We start from the raw sequence: 24,747 nt of genomic DNA, 5'->3' as shown, positions 1-24,747 counted from the left end.
TGATCGCGTGGCGCCCGTCAGGCCCTCGTGCGCTGCAACGCCTCGAGCAGCTGTGGAACGATGCGGTAGACATCGCCACAGCCGAGGGTGATCACGAAGTCGCCGTCGCGGGAGATCTCTGCGGTGTGGTCTGCGGCCGCCTGCCAGTCCGGCACGAAGGCAACGTGGGAGGCGTCGGTGAAGCGCTCGGAGACGAGAGCACCGGTGACACCGGGCTCCGGGTCTTCGCGGGCGCCGTACACGTCGAGCACGACCGTCTCGTCGGCATAGGTCTCGAGCACCTCGGCGAACTCCTTCGCGAAGAGGCGGGTGCGGCTGTAGAGGTGGGGCTGGTGCACGGCGATGATGCGGCCATTGCCGACGACGGTGCGGGCGGCCGAGAGGGCGGCAGCGACCTCGGTCGGGTGGTGGGCGTAGTCGTCGTAGACGCTCACGCCGCCGACGGTGCCGTGCAGCTGGAAGCGGCGCTCGGTTCCGCCGAACTCGGCGATGGCCGCGAGGGAGGCTGCGGGCTCGAAGCCGAGGCCGACGAGCACGGCGAACGCGCCGGCCGCGTTGATGGCGTTGTGGAGGCCGGGAATGCGCAGCTGGGCGCGGTAGTCCTCGCTCTGCCAGCTCACGCTGAACGCGACGGGCCCGTCGGTGTCGACCGAGTGCACGCGCACGGTGGCATCCTCGGCCTGACCGAAGGTGATCACGCGCTTGTCCGGGTGGCTCGCGCGGAGCTTGGCTGTGACGCCGACGGCGCCGGCGTCATCCGACGACACGACCACGAGCTCACTCGCCGCCGCCGAGAACGACACAAAGGCGTCGTGGAAGGCCTCGAGCGAGCCGTAGTGGTCGAGGTGGTCAGGGTCGACGTTCGTGATCAGCGCGACGGCCGTGTCATAGAGCAGGAACGATCCGTCCGATTCGTCGGCCTCGACGACGAAGAGCTCGCTCTCACCGCGAGCCGAGCTCACGCCCAGCGTGTCGATGACGCCGCCGTTGACGAAGCTCGGGTCGGCCCCGATGCCGAGCAGGCCGGTGACGATCATGCCCGTCGAGGTCGTCTTGCCATGTGCACCGGCGACGGCGACGAGGCGGTGCTTCTGCACGAGCCATGCCAGGGCCTGCGAGCGGTGCAGCACGGGGAGACCGCGCTCCAGCGCGAGGACGTACTCGGGGTTGTCCTGCCAGAGCGCACCGGTGACGATGAGCGTGTCGGCGTCGCCGACATTGGCCGCGTCGTGTCCGACGGTGATCGTCGCGCCCAGTTCGCGCAGCGCGGCGATGTTGGCGCTGTCGCGCACATCGGAGCCGCTCACCGTGTAGCCGGAGCCGAGGAAGAGACGCGCGATGCCGCTCATGCCGGAGCCGCCGATGCCGACGAAGTGCACAGCACCCAACTCGGCGGGAACGGTGATGCTGAGGTCGGGCTTGATAGTCACGGCTGAGAGCCTCTCATTACGTCAAAAAGAATCTGGTTCACGGTGCTCGCGCACGGCGACAAGGTTACGCGCCCCCGGTGGGGATCTCGTGCGCGCCACCACGGCCGGCCCGAGACTCGCGGATCAGTGCGAGCATCCTGGCCGAACCGTCTGTGACGCCGACGGATGCCGCCCGCCCGGCCATCGCCTGAATCTCGGCGCGGTCGGCGAGCACCGGCAGCAGCGTGCCGGCCACCCAGTCGGGCAGGAACTCCGCGTCGTCGACGAGGAGTGCCCCGCCGGCCGCGACATCGGCAGCGGCATTGAAACGCTGCTCGCCGTTGCCGACAGGGTATGGCACGAAGACGGCGGGCAGACCGAGCGCGGTCAGCTCGCTCACCGTCGCCGCTCCGGCCCGGGAGACTGCGAAGTCGGCGGCGGCGAGAGCCAGATCCATGCGGTCGCAGTAGGCGAGCAGCGTGTAGCCCGCGATGCCGGGATCGGTGATCTCGGCCTTGTCACCCGTGATGTGCAGGATCTGCCAGCCGGCATCCACGATCTGCTGGGCACTGGCGTGCACCGTGGCGTTGATCCGTCGCGCGCCGAGCGATCCGCCCGTCACGAGCAGCACCGGCCTCAGCTCGTCGAGACCGAAGAAGCGCAGGGCATCGGCTCGGGCCGCCGCGCGGTCAAGCGTTTCGATCTCGGGGCGGAGCGGCATCCCGACGAAGCGCGCGTTGCGGATCGGCGTGCCGTGGAAGGCAACGCCGACGAAGGGTGTCGACCGTGCGCCGAGCTTGTTGGCGAGTCCGGGCCTCGCATTGGCCTCGTGGATGACGACGGGGATGCCGGCACGCTTGGCAGCAAGGTAGGCCGGTGTCGAGACGTAGCCGCCGAAACCGACGACGACGTCGACGCCGCGCTCGGCGATCAAAGCCTGCACCCGGCGAACCGTGCTGCGGAGCCGGCCGGGGAAACGCAGCGCGCTCATGCTCGGTCGGCGTGGGAACGGCAGCTTCGGGATGGTGACGAGTTCGTAGCCGCGCGCGGGCACGAGCCGGGATTCCAACCCTTCAGCCGTGCCGAGCACGATGACCTCGGCGTCCGGCTCTGCGGCGCGGATGGCATCCGCAACGGCGAGGAGGGGATTCACGTGGCCGGCGGTGCCTCCACCGGCGAGAAGATAGCGGGTCACTCAGGAACTCTCATGTGGTCTGGATGATGGGCGGCGGGCGCCGAGCAGCCCGCGCCTGGCCGGGATGCCGAGGGCTTCGCGCTCCTCCGGCATGTGCCTGGCGAAGGAGAGCACGATGCCGATGCCGATCAGGGTGGTCAGCAGGGCGGTTCCACCCGCCGATATCAGCGGGAGGGGAACGCCGAAGACGGGGAACACGCCGAGCACGATGCCCATGTTCATGAACGCCTGGCCGATCATCCACGACATGGTCGTGGCGGTCGCGACGCGGATGAAGGTGTCGTCGCTGGAGTTCATGATGCGCACGAAGGCGATGGCGAGCACGACGAAGAGCAGCAGCACCACGATGGCACCCAGCAGTCCGAGTTCCTCGCCGATGATGGCGAAGATGTAGTCGTTGTGCGCGGCAGGAAGCCACGACCACTTCGCCTTCGAGTTGCCGAGCCCGGCACCGAGGATGCCGCCGTTGGCCAGTGCGAAGTCGCCGTGCGTGCTCTGCCAGCACTCGTTCATCTGCTTGGCGACGTCTTCGCAGCCGCCCGCGAAGGTCATGAGGCGCGTGACCCTGCTCGGGCTCGTCACCGCCATGATGCCGAAGAGCACCCCACCGGCGAGCACCAGCATGCCGAGCATGCGCAGCCGAACCCCCGCGAAGAACAGGCCACCCATCAGCATGGCCGCCAGCACGAAGGTGGTGCCGAGGTCATCGCCGAGCAGGACGAGGCCGATCGCCGCACCGCTCGTGATGAGGATCGGGGCCAGGCCCTGCTTCCAGTCGTCCAGCAGGTCTTCCTTGCGGCTGACGATGAGGCCGAGCCAGATCACGAGCGACACCTTGATCAGCTCGGACGGCTGGAACTGCACGAAGCCCAGGTCGATCCAGTTCTTGTTGCCGCCGACCTCGACGCCCAGCGGCGTGAAGACGACGAGTGCCTGCAGGAAGGACGATCCGATCATCGCGAACGGCGCGATCCACTTCCAGAACGAGATCGGCAGCCGGCTCACGAGGAGCATCATCGGGATGCCGAACAGCGCGAAGGCGCTCTGCTTCAGGAAGCTGCCGAAGAAGCCCTGGTTCTCGAGGTATGACTCCACGGATGAGGAGGAGAGCACCATGACGAGCCCGAAGCCGACGAGGAAGACGGTGGTGCCGAGCAGGAGGTAGAAGTTCGTGCCCTCCGCGCGGAACACACGCCCCAAGGAAATGCGCGACGACGAGATGCGGGCCAAGGCGGCGCGGGCCGATGGGTCCTGGGCAGAACCCTCCGCGCCTGCCTGGGGCCTGCTAGTGACCCGAGGCGGATTGCTCATCCGCCCCACCTCCCAGAAATTCTCGTACCGCGCCGGCGAACAATTCGCCACGTTCCGCATAGTCGGCGAACTGGTCCATCGATGCCGCCGCTGGTGCCAGGAGAACGGCGTCCCCGGGTACCGCGACCGTCGCGGCCAGTCGCACCGCCCTCGGCATGACCTCTCCAGTGTCGGTCGCGTCGACCTCGAACACCGGCAGTTGGGGGGCGTGTCGCGCGAATGCCTCGCGCAGGGCGCTGCGGTCGACACCGATGATCACGGCGGCGCGGAGGCGCTCCGCCTGGCTGCGCACGAGATCGTCGACGTCGACACCCTTGAGCAGTCCCCCGACGATCCACACGACAGAATCGTTCGCCTTGAGCGAGGCGAGCGCCGCGTGCGGGTTGGTGGCCTTGGAGTCGTCGATCCAGCGGATGCCGTCGGCGACGGCGACGGTCTGGATGCGGTGGGCGTCGAGCTCGAAGTGGCCGAGCGCACGCGTGATGGCGGCGACCTCGATGCCTGCGGCCCTGGCGAGGGCGCTGGCCGCGAGGATGTTCGCGACGATGTGCGGCGAGTCGAGGCCGCGCGCGGCGAGGGCGGCGATCGTCGTCAGTTCGATCGCACTGTGGTGGCGGTCGTCGAGGAACGCCCTGTCGCAGAGAATGCCATCGACGATGCCGAAGTCGCTCGGGCCTGGAGCCCCCAGGTCGAAGCCGATCGCGCGGGCGCCGTCGGCGACATCCGCATCACGCACCATCTCCTCGGTCGCGGCGTCGGCCTTGTTGTAGACGCAGGCGACGAGCGTGTTGGCGTACACGGTGGCCTTGGCCGCACGGTACGCCTCCGCGCTGCCGTGCCAGTCGAGGTGGTCGTCCGCGATGTTCAGGCACACGCTCGCGAGCGGCTCCAGCGAGCCGGCGCCCTCCCGCTTGATGTGGTGGAGCTGGTAGCTGGAGAGTTCGACGACGAGCGCATCCCAACCCTGCGGGTCACGGATGGCGTCGAGAACGGGAACACCGATGTTGCCGCACGGAGCGACCCGACGGCCGGCCTCGGCCAAGAACGTCGCGGTGAGCTGCGTCGTCGTGGTCTTGCCATTGGTGCCGGTGACGAGGATCCACGGAGCCGGCTCGCCGGATGCCATCGGCACCTTGTCGCGCAGGCGCCAGGCGAGTTCGATGTCGCCCCAGATGGCGATGCCGCGCTCCGCCGCCCACTCCAACACGAGGTGGTCGGGATGGAAGCCGGGCGAGGCGATCAGCAGCTCCGCACCGAAGTCCTCCAGCCCATCCGGCACCGTGCTGAGATCGTGCTGGAGCAGACGCGCGCCGATCACCTCGAGCAGACGGGCCCTGTCGTCGTCGGCAGCGGATGCCACGACGAGCACATCGGCGCCCAGCTCGGCGAGCGTGTCGGCAACGGCGAAACCCGTGACGCCGAGACCGAGCACGGCCACCTTGAGGTCACGCCAGTCGGCGTTCCAGCTGGTGAGTGTGTCCAAGCGTGTCACGTGCGAGAGATCCATTCGAGGTAGAAGGTGCCGACGCCGGCAGCCACCAGCAGGCCGCCGATGATCCAGAACCGCACGACCACGGTCACTTCCGCCCAGCCCTTGAGCTCGAAGTGGTGATGGATCGGGCTCATCAGGAAGATGCGCTTGCCCTTGGTGATCTTGAAGTAGGCGCGTTGCACGATGACGGAGCCGGTCTCGATCACGAACAGGCCACCGATCAGCACGAGAAGCAGCTCGGTGTGGCTGAGGATGGCGAAAGCGGCCAGTGCTCCACCGAGGGCGAGCGATCCGGTGTCACCCATGAAGATCTGTGCGGGTGAGGTGTTCCACCAGAGGAAGCCGATCAGGGCGCCGGTGATGGCCGCGGCCACGATGGCGAGGTCGAGCGGGTCGCGCACGTCGTAGCAGCGGTAGGCGTCGCCCTCGTCGAGCCCGGCGCCGAAGCAGCTCTGGTTGAACTGCCAGAAGCCGATGACGACGAAGGCGCCGATCGAGAGGATCGATGCTCCCGTCGCGAGGCCGTCAAGGCCATCGGTGACGTTCACGGCGTTGGAGGTCGCCGCGACGATCAGGCAGATCCAGACCACGAAGGCTCCGAGACCGACGACAACGCCGAGCGCCATGAAGTCGATCGGCAGATCGCGGATGAACGAGATGTGCGTGGATGCCGGCGTGACGCCCTGCGCGTTCGGGAACTGCAGCGAGAGCACCGCGAAGGTGCCGGCCACGATCACCTGCCCGAGGATCTTGGCCCAGCCGCCGAGGCCGAGGCTCTGCTGCTTGCGGGTCTTCAGCAGATCGTCGATGAATCCGACGACGCCGAGGCCGACCATCATGAACAGCACGAGCAGGCCCGACGGCGTCGGCGGCTCCTGGCTGACCCAGGTCGCCACGAAGTACGCCACGAGCACGCCGACGATGACGACGAGTCCACCCATCGTGGCCGTGCCCCGCTTGGAGTGGTGGGTCTGGGGTCCGTCGTCGCGGATGAACTGCCCCCACTGCAGCTTGTGGAACAGCTTGATGAACAGCGGCGTGAGGAACAGGGTGAACGCGAGCGACAAGCCGCCGGCGGTGAGCAGGGCTACCACGAGAACAATTCTCCCAGTCGATCGCCCAAGAAGCGCAGAGCTGCCGAGTTCGATGATTTCACCAGCACCAGATCGCCCGGCTGGATGGCCTTTTCGAGCAGTGCGAACGCCTCGTCGGGCGTGTCGACAATGCTCGATTCGCCGTCCCAGGAGCCCTCGTTGATGGTGCTGATGTGCATGCGGCGCGCGTTCTGGCCGACGACGAGAAGCTGCGAGATGTTCAGGCGAACGGCGAGGAGACCGATGCGGTCATGCTCCTCACCGGAGAACTCCCCCAGCTCGCTCATCTCGCCGAGCACGGCGATGGTGCGCTGGCCTGGGGTGCGGATCTGGGCGAGCGTCTTGAGCGCCGCTGCCATCGAGTCGGGGCTCGCGTTGTACGCGTCGTTGATGATCGTGACGCCGTCACGTCCGCCGAGCACCTGCATGCGCCAGCGTTCGGCGAGCTCGACGCTCTCCAGCGCGGTCACGATGTCGTCGATGCCGACACCGGTCGCTTCCGCGGCGGCCGCTGCGGCCAGCGCGTTCATCACGTGGTGTTCGCCGAGCACGCGGAAGCGCACCGGGCGGCTCTCGCCGTTGGCGAGCGTCAGGACGAATGCGGTTCCGCCGGCATCCGAGCGCACCTCGCTGGCACGGACGGCCGCGTTGGGCCCGAGGCCGAACCACACGATGGGTGCTGCGGTGGATGCGGCCATGCCGGCGACGCGGGGATCGTCGGCGTTCAGCACGGCCACGTCATCCGTGGTGAGCTCGCTGACCATCTCGGTCTTGGCGATGACGGTGGACTCGATGCCGCCGAACTCGCCGGCGTGGGCGAGACCGACGTTCAAGACGATGCCGATGTCCGGCTTGGCCATGGCGATGAGCCTGGCGATCTCGCCGATGCCGCTCGCGCCCATCTCGGCCACCAGGAACTCGGTGTCCTCGGTGAGTTCGAGCATTGTCAGCGGTGCGCCGACCTCGTTGTTGAATGAGGCACGCGGTGCGATGGTCGGGCCGACGGCGCTGAGGATCGTGCGCAGCAGGTTCTTCGTCGTCGTCTTGCCGTTGCTGCCGGTCACGGCAACGATCTTGAGCGTGCCGAGTGCGCGCACCCGGGAGACGAGCTCGGTCGCGAAGGCGCCGAGTGCGATGACGGCGTCGTCGACGAGAAGCTGCGGCACGTCGATGTCGAGTTCGCGCTCGACGATGAGGAGCACGGCACCGGCCTCGGCGGCAGCCGGGGCGAAGAGGTGCCCGTCGGTGAACTCGCCCGGCTTGCAGACGAAGACGTCGCCCGGCGTGACATCGCGGGAGTCGGTGTGGGTGAGGCCGGTGATGACGAGGCCGGCGTCCGGGGTGCGCAGCAGCTGTGCGTCCGTCGCGGCCGCGATCTCGGCGATGGTCATGGCGATCATCACAGCCACCCGGCCTCTCTGAGGGCCTGGCGGGCGTCGTCGCGGGCAGAGTAGGGCAGCTTCACGCCGGCAACCTCCTGGTAGTCCTCGTGGCCCGGGCCGGCGTAGAGCACGGCGTCACCGTCGCCTGCGAGGGCGAGGGCCGCACGGAAGGCGGCACGCGGGTCGGGTATTTCATAAAGCTCCGCATCCGGCACAGCGGCGCGCGCGCCGTCGAGCAGGGCCTGCCGAATGGCGGCAGGATCTTCGAAACGCGGGTGGAAATCGGTGATCACGACGGCATCGGCCCCACGGGCGGCGATCGCCCCCATGTCGGCTCGCTTGGTGGTGTCGCGGTCGCCGTCGGCGCCGAACACCATGACCACGCGGCCGGCCGTCGTGCGCCGGATCGCGTCGAGGGCGTTGAGGAACGCGTCCGGCGTGTGGCCGTAGTCGATGTAGACGGTCGGGCCGTGATCGCCGGAGACACGCTCGGTACGGCCGGGGATGTACACGTCGATGCCGCCGTCGCGGTCGAGCGCGTGGGCGATCGCGTCGAGGTCGAAGCCCGACTCGACCAACATGACGATGGCCAGTGCCGCGTTCGCCGCCATGAACCAGCCGAGCAGTGGCAGCGTGGTCTCGAGACGGCGGCCCTCCGGGCCCTCCAGGGCGAAGCGGGTGAAGGTCGCGTGTTCCTCGAGCACGGTCATGCGCCAGTCGGCGTTCTGACCGGCGACCGTGCTGAGGGTGGTCACGGGGATGCGGGACTGCTGCGCGAGCTTCGCGCCCCACTCGGTGTCGACCGTGACGACCCCACGGCGGCTGCGGTCGGGCTGGAACAGCTCGAGCTTGGCCTGGAAGTACTCCTCGAGGTCGCCGTAGTCGTCGAGGTGGTCGTGGCTGAGGTTCGTGAAGCCGGCGATGTCGAAGACGAGTCCGTCGACGCGGTGCCTGCTGAGCGCCTGGGCAGAGACCTCGACGCCGACGGCACGCACCTCCGCCTCGCGCATGCGCGCCAACAGTGCGTGCAACTCGCTGGCCTCCGGCGTGGTGAGGTTGCTGGTCACCGCGACATCACCGATGCGGCGCTCGGCCGTCGAGGTGAGGCCTGCGACGACGCCGAGCTGGCTGAGGATCGCGTAGAGCACGTACACGACGCTGGTCTTGCCGTTCGTGCCGGTGACGGCGAACAGGGTCGCCGGGTTGTCTGCCGTGCGGTAGATCCAGGCGGCCACATCACCCAGCGCCGCGCGGGCGTCGGGGGTGACCAGCACAGGAAGACCGGATGCCGCTGCGAGACTCGCACCGGCCTCGTCGGTCAGTACCGCGACAGCGCCGGCACGAGCCGCCGCTTCGGCAAATCCAGCGCCGTGGGCATTGCGCCCTGGAACGCCGACATAAAGATCTCCTGGCTGCACCGTCGTCGTGCTCAGGCTGACGCCGCTGAGCTCGACTCCGTCGATATCGCCCTGCACGTGGAGGTCGAAGGTGTCGACCAATCCAGACAGGGATCGTGAAACGGGGTGCTGCGGGCGGAGCGCCGTGGGTCCGGTCACTTGGCCCTCTTTCTCACCAGTTTGCTGGTAACTCGGGCGCCGGGGCGCCGGATGGAACGACCCGGTACTTCTTCAGCACCTGACTCATGATCTGTTGGAAGACAGGAGCAGGCGCGGCAGAGGTGTTCATGTTCACCGGGTCTGCCAAGCTTACCGAAACCACGTAGCGCGCATCATCGGCCGGCGCATATCCTGCGATGGAGACGAGGTAGCCCTTCGAGTATCCGCCGTTGCCGTCCGGCATCTGGGCGGTTCCCGTCTTGGCCCCGACGCGGTAGCCGGGCACGTTCCACTGGTCGGCGAGCCAGCCCTGCTTGTAGACCATCTCGAGCATGTCCGATGTCGCACGGGCGGCCGCCGGGGAGACGACCTGCGTGCCGGCGGTCTCCGGCTGACCGACGACGGAGCCGTCCGACTGAGTGCAGCCATTGACGAGTTGGACGGGCAGGCGCACGCCGTTGTTGGCGATGGTCTGGTAGACGCTGGCCAGCTGGATCGCCGTCGTTGTCAGGCCCTGGCCGAACATCGTCGCGTACTTCGTCTGGTTGTCCCACGTCGACGGTCCGTCGCCGTTCAGGTCGCCGGAGTCCTCGGAGGGGAATGCGACCTCGCTCTCGCGTCCGAGGCCGAACTTCTTCATCGACTCGTAGCGGACCTCGTCGCTGACCCGCTCGCCGAACTGCGACATGCCGGTGTTGGAGGAGTCGATCATCACGCCGGTCATCGTGAGGCGGTCGTCGCCGTGGAACGAGGAGTCGTTGACATCGGCACCGTTGGGGAAAATGATGCGGTAGGGCGCGACGACCTGGGCAAGCGGATCGGCCTGGCCGGCGTCGATGACGGTCGCGGAGGTGAGCGCCTTGAACGTCGATCCCGGCTCGTACGACGCGGCGAATGCGCGGGAACCGCGGTCCCCGTCCTCGGTGCCGTCGACGTTGTTCGGGTCGACGGAGGGGTAGTCGGCGACGGCGAGCAGCTTGCCGGTCTTGACCTCCTGCACGATCGCCGTTCCCCACGCGGCACCGGTGGCCTGGGCCTGCTCGGCGAGTGCCTGCTGCACGAACCACTGCAGATCGGAGTCGATCGTCAACTCGAGCGTTCCGCCCTGCTTCGCCTCGGAGATGACGTGCGTCGTATCGGGCAGCCGCACGTAGTCGGCTCCCGTTTCGTAGGCTTCTTCGCCGTTCACGCCGGCGAGGCAGCTGTCCTGGCCGAGTTCAAGGCCGGCCTGCGCCTCTCCCTCCGCCCCGACGAATCCGACGAGGTTGCCGGCGACGGCGCCGTTCGGGTAGGTGCGTGCGGGCTGAGACTGCGCGTATTGCCACGGGATGTCGAGCTCGTCGACCGTGCGGAACACCCGCGTGTCGACCAGCTTGGCGACATAGGCGAAGTCGGAGTCCGGGTCTTCGGCGATGGCGGCGTCGATGACGGCCAGCACGGCGCCAGTCGGCAGGCCGATGGCCGCGCCGAGCTGATCGGATTCGGCGGAGAGCACGGCTCGCGACTTCGCATCGATCTCGGGGTCGGATTCCTTGATCCCCTCGCGCGAGGCCAGCACGGCCTGCTTCGGCGAGACGATGATGTTGTAGCGCTCGACGCTGCCAGCCAACACGACGCCGTTCGCATCGACGATGTCCCCGCGCGCACCGAGGATCGGCGTTGTGCTCGAGCGTCGGTCGAGCGCCGCGGCGTTCAACTCATCGGCGCGTACCACCTGGATGTCGACGAGCCGTACGACGAAGACGCTGAGGAGCACGCACAGCATCACGGCGGCGCTGAAGACGCGTGCCCTGTTCGATCGGGTTGTTCGGGCCACTAGGCGTTTCCTTTGTGAGTGGGATTCCGTCGACGTCGCTCGGTCTGGTTAGTGCGTGCTCGGCGCTGGGATGCCATTCTGCAACGGTAACTCCGGGGTGTTCTGCGGGGTGACAGGTGCACTCGGCGTGGCCGAATCCGACTCATTGCCTGCCACGAGCACGGGCGCCTTCAGCGCGGGGGCCTCGGCCGCCGCGGCATCCGGTGCCTGCTCGGTCACGAGCGGGACACCGCTCAGCAGCGCGTTCGGAACGAGCGCCGATGCACCGGTTGCGCTCGTGCCCTGCTCACCGAACGGTTGGCCGAGCACGGCGCCGTCGGAGAGCTGCAGGTAGGCGGGGTTGGCGTTGGTGACCATGCCGAGCGCCTGCGCGTTGGCTGCGAGGAACTGGGGTGACTTCATGCGGTCGAGGTCCTCCGTGAGGATCTGGGCGTCACGGGTCGCCTCCTTCTGCTGCAGTTGCAGAGCGGCGATGTCGTATGCCCCCTGCGAGGTCACGACGCTCAGCACCAGCTGTGCCGCGATGATGGCGATGATGCCGAGCACGGCGGTGAGTCCGTATGCGAGCTTCGGCCGCGCCTTCCGCTGCTCGCGGGACGGGACGATCTCGATGTGGGTGCGCGTGGGCGCGGACGGCGCAGCCGGGTGGGCGGGGCGCGCGTAGTGTGCGCTGGTCCGTGCCAGGTTGTCGCTCATTCGCCGCTCCCCCGTGCCGATCGCTTGCTGCCGCTCGGTGCGGCGGGCTTCCACAGACGCTCCGCGGCGCGGAGGCGCACGGGGGTCGCCCGCGGGTTCAGCGCCTTCTCAGCGTCACTGGCCAGTTCCGCGCCGCGCACGAGGAGCTTGAATTCCGGCTTGTGCTCCGGCAGCTCCACCGGCAGGCCGGCCGGAGCCGTCGATGCTGAGGCCTGGGCGAACGCTCGCTTGACGAGGCGGTCCTCGAGCGACTGGTACGACATCACGACGATGCGGCCGCCGACGGCGACGGAGCCGAGCGCGGCCGGAATGGTCCGCTCCAGAACCGACAGCTCCTGGTTGACCTCGATGCGCAGCGCCTGGAAGACGCGCTTGGCGGGGTGGCCGGCGTTCTTGAGCGCGCCGGGCGTTGCCTCCTGCAGGATGTCGACGAGGCGGCCGGAGCGGGTGATCGGTTCGATCTGCCTGGCGGCGATGATGGCCCTGGCGTAGCGCGCGGCGAGCTTCTCCTCGCCGTAGTGCTCGAAGATACGGCGCAGATCGCCCTCGCGGTACTCCGCGAGGATCGTCTCGGCGGTCAGCGGGGATGTCGCATCCATCCGCATGTCCAGCGGTGCGTCCTGCGAGTAGGAGAATCCCCGCTCGACCCTGTCCAACTGCAGCGAGGATACTCCGAGGTCGAAGAGGATGCCGTCGACCTCGGAGTAGCCCTGGGACGCGACCGCATCGACGATTCCGTCGTAGACCGTGTGCACGAAGCGTGCCCGGTCGCCGAACGGCGCCAGGCGCTGCTTGGCGATGGCCAGGGCGTCGAGATCGCGGTCGAGGCCGATCAGGGTGAGGTCCGGGAAGCGCGTGAGGAAGGCTTCGGCGTGCCCGGCCATGCCGAGCGTGCCGTCGACGAGCACCGCGCCGGGCTTCTGGATGGCCGGTGCGAGCAACTCGATGCAGCGCTCGAGCAGGACGGGGGTGTGAATGTCGTTGAGTGCCATGGTTTCCAGGGAGGGCTCCTGATCCCTGATCCCCATCCGCTCGACCTGGCACCGGGGAAGTGTGCCAGGGCGAATCGGCTGGGAGTCAGGCGTCAGGAACTAGAACAGTCCCGGAATCACCTCCTCTTCCGTGTTTGCAAATGCGGCTTCTTGTTCGTTCAGGTACAGATCCCACGCCGCGCTGTCCCAGATCTCGATCCGGCTGCCGACGCCGATCACCGTGAGCTCGCGCTCGAGCGATGCGTAGCTGCGCAGGTTGGCCGGGATCGTCACACGGTGTTGCTTGTCCGGCGTCTCGGAGCTGGCTCCGGAGAGAAAGACACGCTGGTAGTCGCGGGCCTGCTTGCTCGTGACCGGAGCCTGCCGAATCTTCTCGTGCAGGTTCTCGAACTCGCGCGTGCTGAAGACGTAGAGGCAGTGCTCCTGCCCGCGGGTCATGACGACGCCGCCGGCGAGTTCATCCCGGAACTTCGCGGGAAGGATCAGCCGCCCCTTGTCGTCGAGCTTGGGCTCGTAGCTTCCAAGGAACATGCCATCACCCCCGCTCAAGCTTTACGTGGACTCCACTTTACTCCACAAAGCTCCACCAATCAACGAATTCCGGGAATAATCCGCGAAAAACTCAACAAACTTCCCCGGAATAACGGGGATCGGAGCAGTGGAGTGAAATGGAGGGAATTTCCCCACCGCAGGCGTGAGCGCACAAAAAAAGGGGCCGATCCGTGAGGATCGGCCCCTGATGGAGACGGTGCCTAGGGCGCGTTGGGCGCGCTACAGGCGATCACCGGGGTGAAAGTGGAGTGACTAGGGCTGGCCGTCCTGGCGGCGGTCCCAGCGGTCGTTCAGCTTGTCCATGAAGCCGGAGTCCGACTGCGTGGAACGAGCTTTGCCGCGGGCCTCTGCCGAAGGCTCGACCGGAATCTTCTTCGACGGCTTGATCGCCAGCAGCACGCCGGCGAACAACACGACGAATCCGATGACACCGATCACGAGCTGATGCAGCATCACGCCGGCAAGCAGGCCGGCGATGCCGGCAACGGCGATCAGTACACCGAGCGCGATCGATCGGTAGCTGGGGCGCCCTCGCGAGGCCCCGACGGTGGCGACGAAATCGGCGTCGTTGCGATAGAGGCTGCGCTCCATCTCTTCCAGAAGCCTTTGCTCCTGCTCAGAAAGTGGCATCTCATTCCCTTCAGTCTCGGGATCGTGTCGAGATATCAACTCATTCTATCGTCGCTTCGATGGCTAGGCTAGGCGGGTGGCAGAAAGCACCCGGCTGGTCGACCTCGTCGATTCACGCATATCAGATTTCCTCGCAGATCGTGCTCCCATTGTGCGCGCGATCAGCCCCGAACTGAGCCCCTTTGTGGACTTCTCTCGGCAGTTTCTCAGCGGTGGCAAACGCTTCCGCGCACTGTTCTGCTACTGGGGGTTCGAATCGGTCTCCGGAGTCGATTCCGGCTTCGATCCGTTCGCCGATGACCAGGAGCCGGCGCGGGATCTCAGCGCGATCGTCGCCGTCGCCGCCGCCCTCGAGATCTTCCATGCGGCGGCCCTCGTGCACGACGACATCATTGACAACTCCGACACCAGACGCGGCTCGGCATCCGCCCACCGCCTGTTCGAAGGGCTGCACAGCGATTCGGAGTGGGCAGGCAGCCCCGGCGAGTTCGGCCGGGCCGCCGCGATTCTGCTCGGCGATCTGCTGCTCGGCTGGAGCGACGAGCTCCTCGATGAGGGGCTTGAACTCATCGAGGACAGGGCTCTGGCGCGTGCGACCCGCACGGCGTTCAACCACATGCGCACTGAGGTCACGGCCGGCCAGTACCTGGACGTGCTCGAGGAGAGCGCGTGGCTGCGCCGCCCGGACGCAGAGCTGCGCGAACGTGCGGAGCGCGTGATCGTCTACAAGTCGGCGAAGTACAGCGTGCAGGCACCGCTGCTGATCGGCGCGACGCTCGCAGGCGGCACGCCGGCCCAGCTGGCCGCGCTGCGCGACTTCGGCCTGCCACTCGGAATCGCGTACCAGCTCCGCGACGACCTGCTCGGCGTCTTCGGAGACTCCGCGGTCACGGGCAAGCCGAGCGGCGACGACCTGCGCGAGGGCAAGCGCACCGTGCTCGTTGCGATCGCCAGGGAGCTGATGCCGCAGGGATCCCGTCGCGCGCTCGACGAGCTGCTCGGCGACGCCGAGCTGGATGACGCCCAGGTGCGGATGCTGCAGAACACGATCGCGGACTGCGGCGCAGTCGACGAGGTCGAGGCGCTGATCTCACGCAATGTGCGTACCGCGATCGCCGCCGTCGGAGCATCACCGCTCAGCAGGCGTGCCATCACCCAGCTGAGCGAACTCGCCGAGACCGTCACGACCCGCTCGGCCTGACGCCACCGTTGGTTGAGCTAGTCGAAACCTGGATTTCGACAAGCTCAATCAGCGGAAGGGGTTGCTCAATCAGCGGAAGGGGTTGCTCAATCAGCGGAAGGTTCTAGCCCAGCGACTGGGCGACGCGGCGTACTTCGGCCTTGCGGCCAGCACGGAGGGCGTCGATGGGAGCAGCCTGCAGGCTCTCCTCGACGCTCAGCAGCCACTTCATGGCGTCGTCGTCGCTGAAGCCGTCGTCGGAGAGCACGTAGAGCGTGCCCCGCAGCTCGGTGAGCGGTTCGCCGTCTCGGAGGAAGTCGGCAGGAACCTTCAGCACGCCATCGACACGCACGGCAAGCAACTGCTTGTCTTCGATGAGTCTGCGCACACGGCTCTGGCCAATGCCGAGGAGTTCAACAAGGTCGGGGATGGTCAGCCACTGTCGGCCTGAAAACACGTCGGTCACGTACTAAGAGTGCCACGTCAGGCGTGCTGTGCAAACCAGCGCGCCGCAACATCGAGAAGCTTCGGCATCCAGTTTGTTTCGATCACATGAACTCAAATCACTTCAGCAACTTTGTTCACTTTGATCACAGAAATGAACTTCTGCCACGTGGGCATCGGTGGTTGACTCTCGATGACTTCTCTGCCACGGTTGACGGGGTAGCACAGACGGGGGCCATGGCGATGCGATTGATCGGGCGATGAACGAGATCGAGGGCACGACAACACGCCGCGATGCGCTGCGGGCGTCACGCAAACGACGCTCGTCGTTCTTCACGATTCCGCTCGCCGTCGTCAGCGCCATTGCCGTCTCCTTGAATTTCGCCTCACCCGCTGAGGCCTCCAGCCCGGCAAAGCCGTCGCTCAAGCCGCGTGCGGCCATTCCGACTCCCAAGCTCACAGCCGCCCCGACCGCCGTCGCCGCGACCCAGGCTCCGTCGAGCTACGTCGTCGTCGATGGCGACACGGTCAGCGGCATCGCGGCGCGCTTCGGCCTGTCCACGGCCGCCGTGCTCGCGCAGAACGGCCTCGGCTGGTCTGCCGTCATCTTCCCCGGCCAGACGCTCAGCCTCGGCGGTTCCGCCGTCATCGTCTCGGCACCGTCCGCCGCGCCATCGGCCGAGATCACCCGCTACACGGTCGTCGCCGGCGACACCATCAGCGGCATCGCGGAGGCGCACGGCCTGAGCAGCAACGACGTGTTGCGTGCCAACGGTCTCGATGCACAGAGCCTGATCTTCGCCGGGCAGACGATCGTGTTGCCGGATGCCGCACAAACGGCATCAGTTGCGGAGGCCGCACCGGCAGTCGCCGTCGCCGCCGGCCCCGTCGCCGCCGGAACGCACACCGTGAGCACCGGTGACACCGTCAGCGGGATCGCCGCCGCGGCCGGCGTCTCAGTGCAGGCGCTGCTGGACGCGAACGGTCTCGGCTGGTCGAGCATCATCTACCCCGGGCAGACGCTCGCACTTCCGGGAGGCCCCGCACTCGAGGTCGCCGTCGTCGTGCAGCAGATCGTCGCCTCCCCCGGCGGCGCCGCAACAAGCACGACCGTGCCGCTCAGCGCGGAGATGCGGCAGAACGCGCGCACCATCATCGACGTTGCGCGCTCGATCGGCGCGAGCGATGAGGCCATCGTCGTCGCCCTCGCCACGGCCGCCCAGGAGTCCAGCCTGCAGAACCTCGACCACGGCGACCGTGACTCGCTCGGGCTGTTCCAGCAGCGGCCGAGCGCCGGCTGGGGCGCCCCAGAGCAGCTGATGGATCCGCACTACGCAACGCTCGCCTTCTTCGGCCAGGCGCCGAACACGAACGAGGTGGTTCCGCCCGGTCTCTTCGACATCGATGGCTGGCAGAGCATGAGCGTCACCGAAGCGGCCCAGGCCGTGCAGATCTCGGCCCACCCCGACTTCTATGCGAAATGGGAATCCTCGGCACGGAGCTGGCTGACCGAACTCGGTTGAGCCGGCATCCGATCGGCCCCAGCGATAATCTGCCCTGCCAATGCGCGGCTTCTCGGTGTTTTATCGGTGTTTCCCCGTCTCGACTTCCTAGACTGCAACGGTGAGCTCCACACCGAACGATCCGATGATCGGCCGTCTGATAGACGGCCGTTATCAGGTGCGCTCCCGCATCGCCCGCGGCGGCATGGCCACGGTCTATCTGGCGACCGATTTGCGCCTCGAGCGCCGGGTCGCCATCAAGATCATGCACGGCCACCTTGCCGACGACAACACCTTCAAGAGCCGCTTCGTGCAAGAGGCACGCTCAGCCGCGCGCCTCGCCCACCCCAACGTCGTGAACGTCTTCGACCAAGGCCAGGATTCCGACATGGCCTACATGGTCATGGAGTACCTGCCGGGCATCACGCTGCGCGATCTGCTGAAGGATTACGGCAAGCTCACCCCCGAGCAGACCATCGACATCGTCACCGCTGTGCTCGGCGGCCTCGCGGCTGCGCACAAGGCCGGCATCGTTCACCGTGACATGAAGCCGGAGAACGTGCTGCTGGCCGATGATGGCCGCATCAAGCTCGGCGACTTCGGCCTGGCCCGTGCCACGAGCGCGAACACCGCGACCGGGCAGGCGCTGCTCGGCACCATCGCCTACCTCTCCCCCGAACTCGTCACCCGCGGCGTCGCCGATGCCCGCAGCGACATCTACGCGCTCGGCATCATGATGTACGAGATGCTCACGGGTGAGCAGCCCTTCGTCGGCGAGGCGCCGATGCAGATCGCCTACCAGCACGCCAACGACTCCGTCCCGGCACCGAGCCTCAAGGTTCCCGGGCTCCCCCGCGAGCTCGACGAGCTCGTGCTGTGGGCGACTGCCCGCGACCCGGAGGGTCGCCCGCGGGACGCCAGCGCGATGCTCGAGCAGCTGCAGCTCATCGCCGCCGAGATGCCGGGCACCGCAGAGGCAGGTGCCACCGCGGCAACCACCGTGTTGCCGAGCCCGCTCGCGCCGACGATGGTGCTCGCCGGTGGAGCCGACGACTTCGCCGGTGACTCGGACGCGGAAACCCAGATCATCGGCAGTGCCAGACACCGCACCGGCCCGGTCGAAGCGACATCCGCAGACAGCACAGCACTGCTGCGCAGCTCGGCCGCCAAACGCAAGCGCCGCGGCTACTGGCTGTTCGCCCTGATCGTTCTGCTCGCCGGGCTCGCCGCCGGAACCGGGTGGTACTTCGGCTCCGGTCCCGGCTCGCGGTCCACGGTGCCCGACGTCAGCAATCAGAGCGCCGACGCCGCGACCGCCGAGCTCGACGAGGCCGGATTCGCCGTCGCCGACGCCACGGCGAGCTGCTCGCACCCCACCATTGCTCCTGAGCTCGTTGCGAGCACCGATCCGGCCATCGGCTCCTCGGTCGCCCGCGGCAGCACCGTGACGCTCTGCCTCTCCACGGGACCGGAGATCCTCGACGTGCCCGCCGTCATCGGCGCCCAGGAGGCCGACGCACGCGCCCAGCTGGCGCGGTTCGCCGTCGCGGACGCCGCCGACGTGCAGTTCACGACCGAGCAGCCGCAAGGCGCCGTCATCGCGCTCATCGACGCCGATGGCAACCCCGTCGGCCCCACCGCCCCAGAGGGCGCCGCGATGACCCTCGTCGTCTCGGCCGGCGCGATCCCCGAGGTCGCCGGCCTCCCCGTCGACGAGGCCACGGCCGCACTCGACGCCGTCGACCTGGATGCCGTCACCACCGACCCCGTCTTCGACTCGAACGTGCCGGACGGAGCGGTCATCTCGGCCGCCCCGCAGGACGAGGGCCCCGTCCGCCCTGGCTCCGCGATCGTGCTCACCATCTCCAAGGGCCCAGACCTCGTCGCGATCCCCGACGTGGTCGGCATGGGCATGCAGGAGGCCATCGACACCCTGAAGGCCGCCGAGTTCGAGGTCAGCTACAACTTCCCCGAGCCGCTGTTCCCCTTCGCCAAGGTCGTCGAGATCGATCCCGTCGCCGGCACCCAGGCCGAGCGCCACTCCACGGTGCACATCACCGCCCAAGTAACCCTCTAGCGCCCAGCGTTCAGTCCCAGACGCCCGCAACGGAGTTCTCACCGAGCCCCGTGAAACGAGCACAGGGCGGCCTGGGTATGCGGGGTGTCGAGTTATGACGTCTTCAGTTGGACCCCACCCGCAAGGGAACGCAACCCCATCTCGAACTCCGGGGTCCGACTGAAGGCGTCATTGTTTGAGCTGAGGAGCATGCCCAGGCCACCCGCCACCAGAAACACAAAGACGGATGCCGCGCCCCACAGGGGACGCGGCATCCATTCTTCTCAGTTGCGAACGCTTCAGCGCTTGGCCGCAGCCAGCTCCTCCGCCACGAGGAACGCCAACTCCAGCGACTGCATGTGGTTCAGGCGCGGGTCGCAGAGCGACTCGTAGCGCGTCGCCAGGGTCGCCTCGTCGATGTGCTCGCTGCCACCGAGGCACTCGGTGACGTCGTCACCGGTGAGCTCGACGTGGATGCCGCCGGGGTTGGTGCCGACGGCGCGGTGCGCCTCGAAGAAGCCCTTGACCTCGTCGACGACGTCGTCGAAACGACGCGTCTTGTAGCCGTTCGGCGTGGTGATGCCGTTGCCGTGCATCGGGTCGGTGACCCACAGCGGCAGAGCGTCACTGGCCTTGATCGCCTCGAGCAGCGGCGGCAGTGCGTCGCGGATCTTGCCTGCACCCATGCGCGTGATGAAGGTCAGACGACCCGGCTCACGGTTCGGGTCGAGCTTGTCGACCAGGCGCAGCATGTCGTCGGTGCTGGTGCTCGGTCCGAGCTTGACACCGATCGGGTTGCGGACGCGGCTGAGGAAGTCGACGTGCGCGCCGTCGAGCTCACGGGTGCGCTCACCGATCCAGATGAAGTGCGATGACGTGTTGTACGGGGTTCCCGTGCGCGAGTCGATCCGGGTGAGAGGGCGCTCGTAGTCCATCAGCAGACCCTCGTGGCCGGTGTAGAACTCGGTGCGCTTGAGCTCGTCGAAGTCGGCACCGCACGCGGCCATGAAGCCGATCGCGCGGTCGATCTCCTTGGCCAGCTTCTCGTAGCGCTGGTTCGCCGGGTTCGCGGCGAAGCCCTGGTTCCAGCTGTGCACCTGGCGGAGGTCGGCGAATCCACCCTGCGTGAACGCACGGATCAGGTTCAGCGTCGACGCGGCCGTGTGGTAGCCCTGAATCAGGCGCTTGGGGTCGGCCTGGCGCGACTCGGGGGTGAAGTCGTAGCCATTGACGATGTCGCCACGGTAGGCGGGCAGCGTCACGTCGCCACGGGTCTCGTTGTCGCTCGAGCGGGGCTTCGCGAACTGCCCGGCCATGCGGCCCATCTTCACGACCGGCATGGAGGCGCCGTAGGTGAGAACGACGGCCATCTGCAGCACGGTCTTCACGCGGTCACGGATCTGATCGGCCGTCGCGCCTGCGAAGGTCTCGGCACAGTCGCCACCCTGCAGCAGGAATGCCTGACCGTTTGCCGCGGCCGCGAGACGCGAGCGCAGCTGGTCGACCTCGCCGGCGAAGACGAGAGGGGGCATTGCGGCCAGCTCGGCGGATGCCGCGGCTGTCGCCTCGGGGTCCTGCCAGTCCGGTTGCTGCTTGATGGGAAGCGTACGCCAATAGTCCAGACCGGCAATCACAGATGCATCTGCCAAAACGACCGGTTCGGTGGGTTGTACCACGGGACTATTCCTGTTTTCTCGAGGCGGCGTCTGACGACACCGGAATGAACGGCCGCCGGGAACGGCAGCCGAATGCAAAATCAGCCTAGCGCGAAAGCGTGGCCCGCTGCTCCTTGACGGAGCTGGCGTAGACGTCGTCGTAGACCTGTCCGCTGAGGGCGCGCAGTTCGTACATCAGCTCGTCCGTCACGGAGCGCAACACGAAGCGGTCGCCCTCCATTCCCTCGAAGCGACTGAAGTCGAGGGGCTCTCCGATGATGATGCCGATGCGTCGAATCTTGGGTAGTCGTTTGCCGATCGGCATGACCTTCTCGGTGTCGATCATGGCGACGGGAACGATCGGGACGCCGGCCTCGAGAACCATGCGCGCGACCCCGGTGCGGCCCCGATACATCTTCGCGTCCGGGCTGCGTGTGCCCTCCGGATAGATGCCGAGCAGCTCACCGCGGCCGAGAACGGCCAGACCGGTGTTGAGCGAGGCTTCCGATGCTTTGCCGCCCGAGCGGTCGATGGGCAGCTGGCCGGTTGCGGTGAAGAAGAACTTCGTCGCCCACCCCTTCAGCCCCTTGCCGGTGAAGTACTCACTCTTGGCGAGGAAAGCCATCCGGCGTTCGACGACGAGCGGCAGGAAGATGGAGTCGATGAAGGAGAGGTGGTTGGAGGCGAGAATCGCCCCGCCGTTCTTCGGCACGTTCTCGAGCCCGATGATCCACGGCCGGAACAGGGCCAGCAGAATCGGGCCGACAACGATGTGTTTCATGATCCAGTAGAACACCGCACCCGCCTCCTTCGCCTCAGGCCCGACTTACTGAGCTGCACTCAGCCTAGCGAGGTCTGCCGCACCGACGACTCCTGCATCGTTGACGAGCTCTGCAACCAGGAACTCGGGCTCCGGGTGGTAGCCGCGGGCCGGGAGGTGGTCGAAGTAGGCGGAACGGATGGGGTCGAGCAGCAACTCGCCGGCGCTGGAGACGCCGCCACCGAACACGAAGACCTGCGGGTCGAGCACGGCCGAGAGGCTCGCGCAGGCCTGGCCAAGCCAGTGCCCGAGCTGGCGGAGCGCGGCCAACGCGCCGCCGTCGCCGTCGGCGATGAGCGCGGCGACGTCCTCGCCGCGGAGTTCACCGCGGGCGGCACGCACATCGGCCAGCGTCTGACCGATGCCGCCGGCATCCGCGTACTCGTTGGCCATGCGGAGCAGGGCGCGGCCGGAGCCGTACTGCTCGATGCAGCCGCGCGCGCCGCAGCCACAGGGCAGACCCTCTGGAACGATGCGCATGTGGCCGAGCTCGGCACCCGCACCGAATCCACCGCGGAAGAGCTTGTCGGCGCTGACGATGGCCCCACCGACACCGGTGCCGATCGTGAGCGTGACCATGTCGCTGTACAGGCGCCCCGCGCCGTAGCGGAACTCGGCCCAGCCCGCGGCGTTCGCATCGTTCTCGATGACGACGGAGAGGTCGAGGCGGGCCTCGAGCTTGGCCCGGAACGGCTCGTTGCGCCAGTTGATGTTCGGCGCGTAATACACGGTGGACTGCGCGGCGTCGATGAATCCGGCTGCGGCGATGCCGGCAGCGGCCACCTGCTCCCCCGCGGAGAGGCTCTGCACCATCTGCACGACCGCGTCTTCGATCTGCGCCGGATCGCCGGCCGGAGTCGGCACGCGTTCGCTCTTCACGATCACACCGAATTCGTCGACGAGGGCGCCGGCGATCTTGGTTCCGCCGATGTCGATTCCGATCGCGTGCACGTGCAACAGCCTTTCGTCGTGAAATTCAGGGCGGCGGCGTCCCGAAGGGCATGCGCGCACCACATTAGAGTGTAAGTCAATCAGTATTCCGGGACGGTCTTCGCCTCGGCCGCGTGACGCGTTCACACGCCGATAGAGTGGGTTCTATACATTTCCGGTACCAAAGGAGTTGCCGTGCAAGAATTTTCAACGCCCGCTGTCGTCGCAGCGGATCCTCAGGCGAATATCACCGACCTGCTGGTCCAACGTGTCGCGGCAACACCCGAGCTCGTGTTGTTCTCTCTGCCGGACGGTGCGGGCTGGAAGCCCGTCACGACCGCTGAGTTCCACGCGCGGGTCGTTGCTCTGGCCAAGGGCCTCGTCGCCTCCGGCATCCAGCCCGGTGACAAGATCGGGCTGATGAGCAAGACCCGCTATGAGTGGACGCTCATCGACTTCGCCACGTGGTTCGCCGGCGCCATCCTGGTGCCCGTCTACGAGACCAGCTCCCCCAGCCAGGTGCGGTGGAACCTCACCGACTCCGGCGCCACATCGGTGATCCTCGAGACCGCCGATCACTTCGCCCGTTTCGACGAGGTGCGCGCCGAGCTGCCCGCCGTCGCCAATGTCTGGCAGATCGACCTCGGCGACCTCGACAAGTTGATCGCGGCCGGCACCGAGGTTCCGGATGCCGAGATCGAACGCCGCCGCAACCTTGCCGTCGGCGAGGACATGGCGACGCTCATCTACACCTCCGGCTCCACCGGCAAGCCGCGCGGATGTGTGCTGACGCACTCGAACTTCCTCGAGCTCTCCCGCAACGCCGGCGTCTCCCTCAAAGAGGTGCTCACCGCTCCCGGCGGAGCATCGACCCTGCTCTTCATCACGACGGCACACGTGTTCGCCCGTTTCATCACGGTGCTCTGCGTGCACGCCGGCGTGCGCGTCGGTCACCAGCCGGACACCAAGCAGCTGCTGCCGTCGATGGCGAGCTTCCAGCCGACGTTCCTGCTTGCGGTGCCCCGTGTCTTCGAGAAGGTCTACAACAGCTCGGAGCAGAAGGCAGAGGCAGGCGGCAAGGGCGCGATCTTCCGCCGCGCTGCCGACATCGCCGTCGCCCACTCGAAGGCGGTCGAGGCCGGCAAGGTCCCGCTCGGCCTCGCGCTCAAGTTCAAGCTGTACGACACGCTCGTTCTGAAGAAGATCCGTGCCGCCCTCGGCGGCAAGGTTCAGTACGCCGTCTCCGGCTCCGCGCCGCTCGGCCAGCGCCTCGGTCACTTCTACCACTCGCTGGGCATCACAATCCTCGAGGGCTACGGACTCACCGAGACCACGGCGCCCGCGACCGTGAACCTCGCGACCAAGGCCAAGATCGGCACCGTCGGCCCGCCCCTGTCCGGCAACGCCGTGCGTATCGCCGACGATGGCGAGATCGAGGTGAAGGGCATCTGCGTCTTCAAGGAGTACTGGAACAATCCAGAGGCCACCGCGGCGACGTTCAACGACGGCTGGCTGAAGACGGGCGACATCGGCTCGTTCGATTCCGACGGTTTCCTGACCATCACCGGCCGCAAGAAGGAGATCATCGTCACGGCCGGCGGCAAGAATGTCGCCCCCGCCGCGCTGGAGGACCCGATCCGATCCAACCCGCTCGTCGGGCAGGTCGTCGTGGTCGGGGATCAGAAGCCGTTCATCTCGGCGCTGATCACCCTTGATCCAGAGATGCTGCCGGTGTGGCTGAACAACAACGGCGAAGACGCGGCGATGACCCTCGACGAGGCGTGCGCCAACCCGGCCGTGCTGGCCGAGTTGCAGCGTGCAGTCGATGCGGCCAACGAGACCGTCTCGCGGGCCGAGTCGATCCGCAAGTTCCGAGTCCTCGCGCTCGAACTGACGGAGGCCAGTGGCCACCTCACGCCGAAGCTCAGCATCAAGCGCAACATCATCTTGCAGGACTTCGCGGGAGAGATCGAGAGCATGTACGCCGGAGCACCGGCGACTGAGGGCATCAGCCTGCAGCAGTAGCTCCGCACAA

20 protein-coding genes are annotated in these 24,747 nt (G+C 67.3%); 4 read left to right on the top strand and 16 right to left on the bottom strand.

Translation table 11 applies throughout. From position 1 onward, the window contains the following. Nucleotides 1–17: 17 nt before the first annotated feature. The 12 genes from murC to ASC66_RS10660 all read right to left on the bottom strand — a co-directional run bounded on the left by murC (nucleotide 18) and on the right by ASC66_RS10660 (nucleotide 14,125). Complete coding sequence (murC, locus tag ASC66_RS10715) at nucleotides 18–1,430, bottom strand: UDP-N-acetylmuramate--L-alanine ligase (RefSeq protein WP_055839009.1); 1,413 nt, start codon at nucleotides 1,428–1,430, stop codon at nucleotides 18–20. Nucleotides 1,431–1,494: 64 nt separating this feature from the next. After that, on the bottom strand, nucleotides 1,495–2,604 hold the full coding sequence (locus ASC66_RS10710) for a UDP-N-acetylglucosamine--N-acetylmuramyl-(pentapeptide) pyrophosphoryl-undecaprenol N-acetylglucosamine transferase (RefSeq protein ID WP_055839006.1): 1,110 nt from the start codon (nucleotides 2,602–2,604) through the stop codon (nucleotides 1,495–1,497). Further along, nucleotides 2,605–3,915 carry a putative lipid II flippase FtsW gene (gene ftsW / locus ASC66_RS10705; RefSeq protein ID WP_082492260.1) on the bottom strand — a complete coding sequence of 437 codons (1,311 nt, stop codon included), beginning with the start codon at nucleotides 3,913–3,915 and terminating at the stop codon, nucleotides 2,605–2,607. It abuts the gene before it with no gap. Further along, nucleotides 3,890–5,422, bottom strand: a complete 1,533-nt coding sequence (gene murD / locus ASC66_RS10700) for a UDP-N-acetylmuramoyl-L-alanine--D-glutamate ligase (protein ID WP_055839003.1) — start codon at nucleotides 5,420–5,422, stop codon at nucleotides 3,890–3,892. The genes ftsW and murD overlap by 26 nt, the downstream gene beginning before the upstream one ends. Further along, nucleotides 5,404–6,501: a phospho-N-acetylmuramoyl-pentapeptide-transferase gene (gene mraY / locus ASC66_RS10695; protein WP_055839000.1), complete on the bottom strand. Its 1,098-nt coding sequence runs from the start codon at nucleotides 6,499–6,501 to the stop codon at nucleotides 5,404–5,406. Before mraY ends, murD begins: the two co-directional genes overlap by 19 nt. Beyond that, a complete protein-coding gene (locus tag ASC66_RS10690) occupies nucleotides 6,495–7,901 on the bottom strand; it encodes a UDP-N-acetylmuramoyl-tripeptide--D-alanyl-D-alanine ligase (protein ID WP_055840314.1) in 1,407 nt (468 codons plus the stop codon). The genes mraY and ASC66_RS10690 overlap by 7 nt, the downstream gene beginning before the upstream one ends. After that, complete coding sequence (locus tag ASC66_RS10685; protein ID WP_055838996.1) at nucleotides 7,901–9,439, bottom strand: Mur ligase family protein; 1,539 nt, start codon at nucleotides 9,437–9,439, stop codon at nucleotides 7,901–7,903. Before ASC66_RS10685 ends, ASC66_RS10690 begins: the two co-directional genes overlap by 1 nt. A 13-nt stretch (nucleotides 9,440–9,452) precedes the next feature. Then, nucleotides 9,453–11,255 carry a peptidoglycan D,D-transpeptidase FtsI family protein gene (locus ASC66_RS10680; protein WP_235496855.1) on the bottom strand — a complete coding sequence of 601 codons (1,803 nt, stop codon included), beginning with the start codon at nucleotides 11,253–11,255 and terminating at the stop codon, nucleotides 9,453–9,455. A 48-nt stretch (nucleotides 11,256–11,303) separates the two neighbouring features. Continuing rightward, nucleotides 11,304–11,951 carry a cell division protein FtsL gene (gene ftsL / locus ASC66_RS10675; protein ID WP_055838993.1) on the bottom strand — a complete coding sequence of 216 codons (648 nt, stop codon included), beginning with the start codon at nucleotides 11,949–11,951 and terminating at the stop codon, nucleotides 11,304–11,306. Beyond that, the gene (gene rsmH / locus ASC66_RS10670) at nucleotides 11,948–12,943 is read right to left on the bottom strand and encodes a 16S rRNA (cytosine(1402)-N(4))-methyltransferase RsmH (RefSeq protein ID WP_055838990.1); all 996 of its coding nucleotides are present in this window, start codon (nucleotides 12,941–12,943) and stop codon (nucleotides 11,948–11,950) included. The genes ftsL and rsmH overlap by 4 nt, the downstream gene beginning before the upstream one ends. A 99-nt stretch (nucleotides 12,944–13,042) precedes the next feature. Further along, entirely contained in the window at nucleotides 13,043–13,474 is a 432-nt protein-coding gene (gene mraZ, locus ASC66_RS10665; protein ID WP_055838986.1) for a division/cell wall cluster transcriptional repressor MraZ, read from the bottom strand. 273 nt (nucleotides 13,475–13,747) lie between these two features. Next, nucleotides 13,748–14,125 carry an SCO2097 family morphological protein gene (locus tag ASC66_RS10660; RefSeq protein ID WP_055838982.1) on the bottom strand — a complete coding sequence of 126 codons (378 nt, stop codon included), beginning with the start codon at nucleotides 14,123–14,125 and terminating at the stop codon, nucleotides 13,748–13,750. Between the two features lie 76 nt (nucleotides 14,126–14,201). Here ASC66_RS10660 and ASC66_RS10655 point away from each other — a divergent pair, with 76 nt between their 5' ends. Next, entirely contained in the window at nucleotides 14,202–15,326 is a 1,125-nt protein-coding gene (locus ASC66_RS10655) for a polyprenyl synthetase family protein (RefSeq protein WP_055838979.1), read from the top strand. A 103-nt stretch (nucleotides 15,327–15,429) separates the two neighbouring features. Here ASC66_RS10655 and ASC66_RS10650 read toward each other — a convergent pair whose 3' ends face one another. Further along, on the bottom strand, nucleotides 15,430–15,771 hold the full coding sequence (locus tag ASC66_RS10650) for an Rv2175c family DNA-binding protein (protein WP_055838977.1): 342 nt from the start codon (nucleotides 15,769–15,771) through the stop codon (nucleotides 15,430–15,432). A gap of 238 nt (nucleotides 15,772–16,009) precedes the next feature. On the opposite strand from ASC66_RS10650, the gene ASC66_RS10645 reads away from it, so the two are divergent. Together ASC66_RS10645 and pknB are read left to right on the top strand one after the other, a co-directional pair. After that, the gene (locus tag ASC66_RS10645) at nucleotides 16,010–17,272 is read left to right on the top strand and encodes a LysM peptidoglycan-binding domain-containing protein (protein WP_055838974.1); all 1,263 of its coding nucleotides are present in this window, start codon (nucleotides 16,010–16,012) and stop codon (nucleotides 17,270–17,272) included. 100 nt (nucleotides 17,273–17,372) lie between these two features. After that, a complete protein-coding gene (pknB, locus tag ASC66_RS10640) occupies nucleotides 17,373–19,328 on the top strand; it encodes a Stk1 family PASTA domain-containing Ser/Thr kinase (protein ID WP_055838971.1) in 1,956 nt (651 codons plus the stop codon). A 278-nt stretch (nucleotides 19,329–19,606) separates the two neighbouring features. On the opposite strand, the gene ASC66_RS10635 is transcribed toward pknB, so the two are convergent. From ASC66_RS10635 to ASC66_RS10625, 3 genes are all read right to left on the bottom strand, one after another. After that, nucleotides 19,607–20,941 (bottom strand): class II 3-deoxy-7-phosphoheptulonate synthase, encoded by a 1,335-nt coding sequence (locus ASC66_RS10635; protein ID WP_157509756.1) that lies wholly within the window; start codon nucleotides 20,939–20,941, stop codon nucleotides 19,607–19,609. Nucleotides 20,942–21,068: 127 nt separating this feature from the next. Beyond that, nucleotides 21,069–21,758 (bottom strand): lysophospholipid acyltransferase family protein, encoded by a 690-nt coding sequence (locus tag ASC66_RS10630; RefSeq protein WP_055838965.1) that lies wholly within the window; start codon nucleotides 21,756–21,758, stop codon nucleotides 21,069–21,071. A 30-nt stretch (nucleotides 21,759–21,788) separates the two neighbouring features. Beyond that, the gene (locus ASC66_RS10625; RefSeq protein WP_055840309.1) at nucleotides 21,789–22,733 is read right to left on the bottom strand and encodes an ROK family glucokinase; all 945 of its coding nucleotides are present in this window, start codon (nucleotides 22,731–22,733) and stop codon (nucleotides 21,789–21,791) included. A gap of 174 nt (nucleotides 22,734–22,907) precedes the next feature. Between ASC66_RS10625 and ASC66_RS10620 the strand changes: the two genes are divergently transcribed. After that, nucleotides 22,908–24,737 carry an AMP-dependent synthetase/ligase gene (locus ASC66_RS10620; RefSeq protein ID WP_055838961.1) on the top strand — a complete coding sequence of 610 codons (1,830 nt, stop codon included), beginning with the start codon at nucleotides 22,908–22,910 and terminating at the stop codon, nucleotides 24,735–24,737. Nucleotides 24,738–24,747 lie beyond the last annotated feature (10 nt).

Source organism: Leifsonia sp. Root4 (assembly GCF_001425085.1).
Lineage (GTDB): Bacteria > Actinomycetota > Actinomycetes > Actinomycetales > Microbacteriaceae > Microterricola.
The sequence above is the reverse complement of the archived record's forward strand: the minus strand, read 5'-3'. Positions and strand labels throughout refer to the sequence as shown.

Excerpts from the sequence above, each read along its gene's own strand:
- murD (WP_055839003.1), bottom strand. The coding sequence starts at position 5,422 with ATGGATCTCTCGCACGTGACACGCTTGGACACACTCACCAGCTGGAAC.
- ASC66_RS10645 (WP_055838974.1), top strand. The coding sequence starts at position 16,010 with ATGAACGAGATCGAGGGCACGACAACACGCCGCGATGCGCTGCGGGCG.
- mraZ (WP_055838986.1), bottom strand. The coding sequence starts at position 13,474 with ATGTTCCTTGGAAGCTACGAGCCCAAGCTCGACGACAAGGGGCGGCTG.
- ftsW (WP_082492260.1), bottom strand. The coding sequence starts at position 3,915 with ATGAGCAATCCGCCTCGGGTCACTAGCAGGCCCCAGGCAGGCGCGGAG.
- ASC66_RS10690 (WP_055840314.1), bottom strand. The coding sequence starts at position 7,901 with ATGATCGCCATGACCATCGCCGAGATCGCGGCCGCGACGGACGCACAG.
- rsmH (WP_055838990.1), bottom strand. The coding sequence starts at position 12,943 with ATGGCACTCAACGACATTCACACCCCCGTCCTGCTCGAGCGCTGCATC.
- ftsL (WP_055838993.1), bottom strand. The coding sequence starts at position 11,951 with ATGAGCGACAACCTGGCACGGACCAGCGCACACTACGCGCGCCCCGCC.
- ASC66_RS10660 (WP_055838982.1), bottom strand. The coding sequence starts at position 14,125 with ATGCCACTTTCTGAGCAGGAGCAAAGGCTTCTGGAAGAGATGGAGCGC.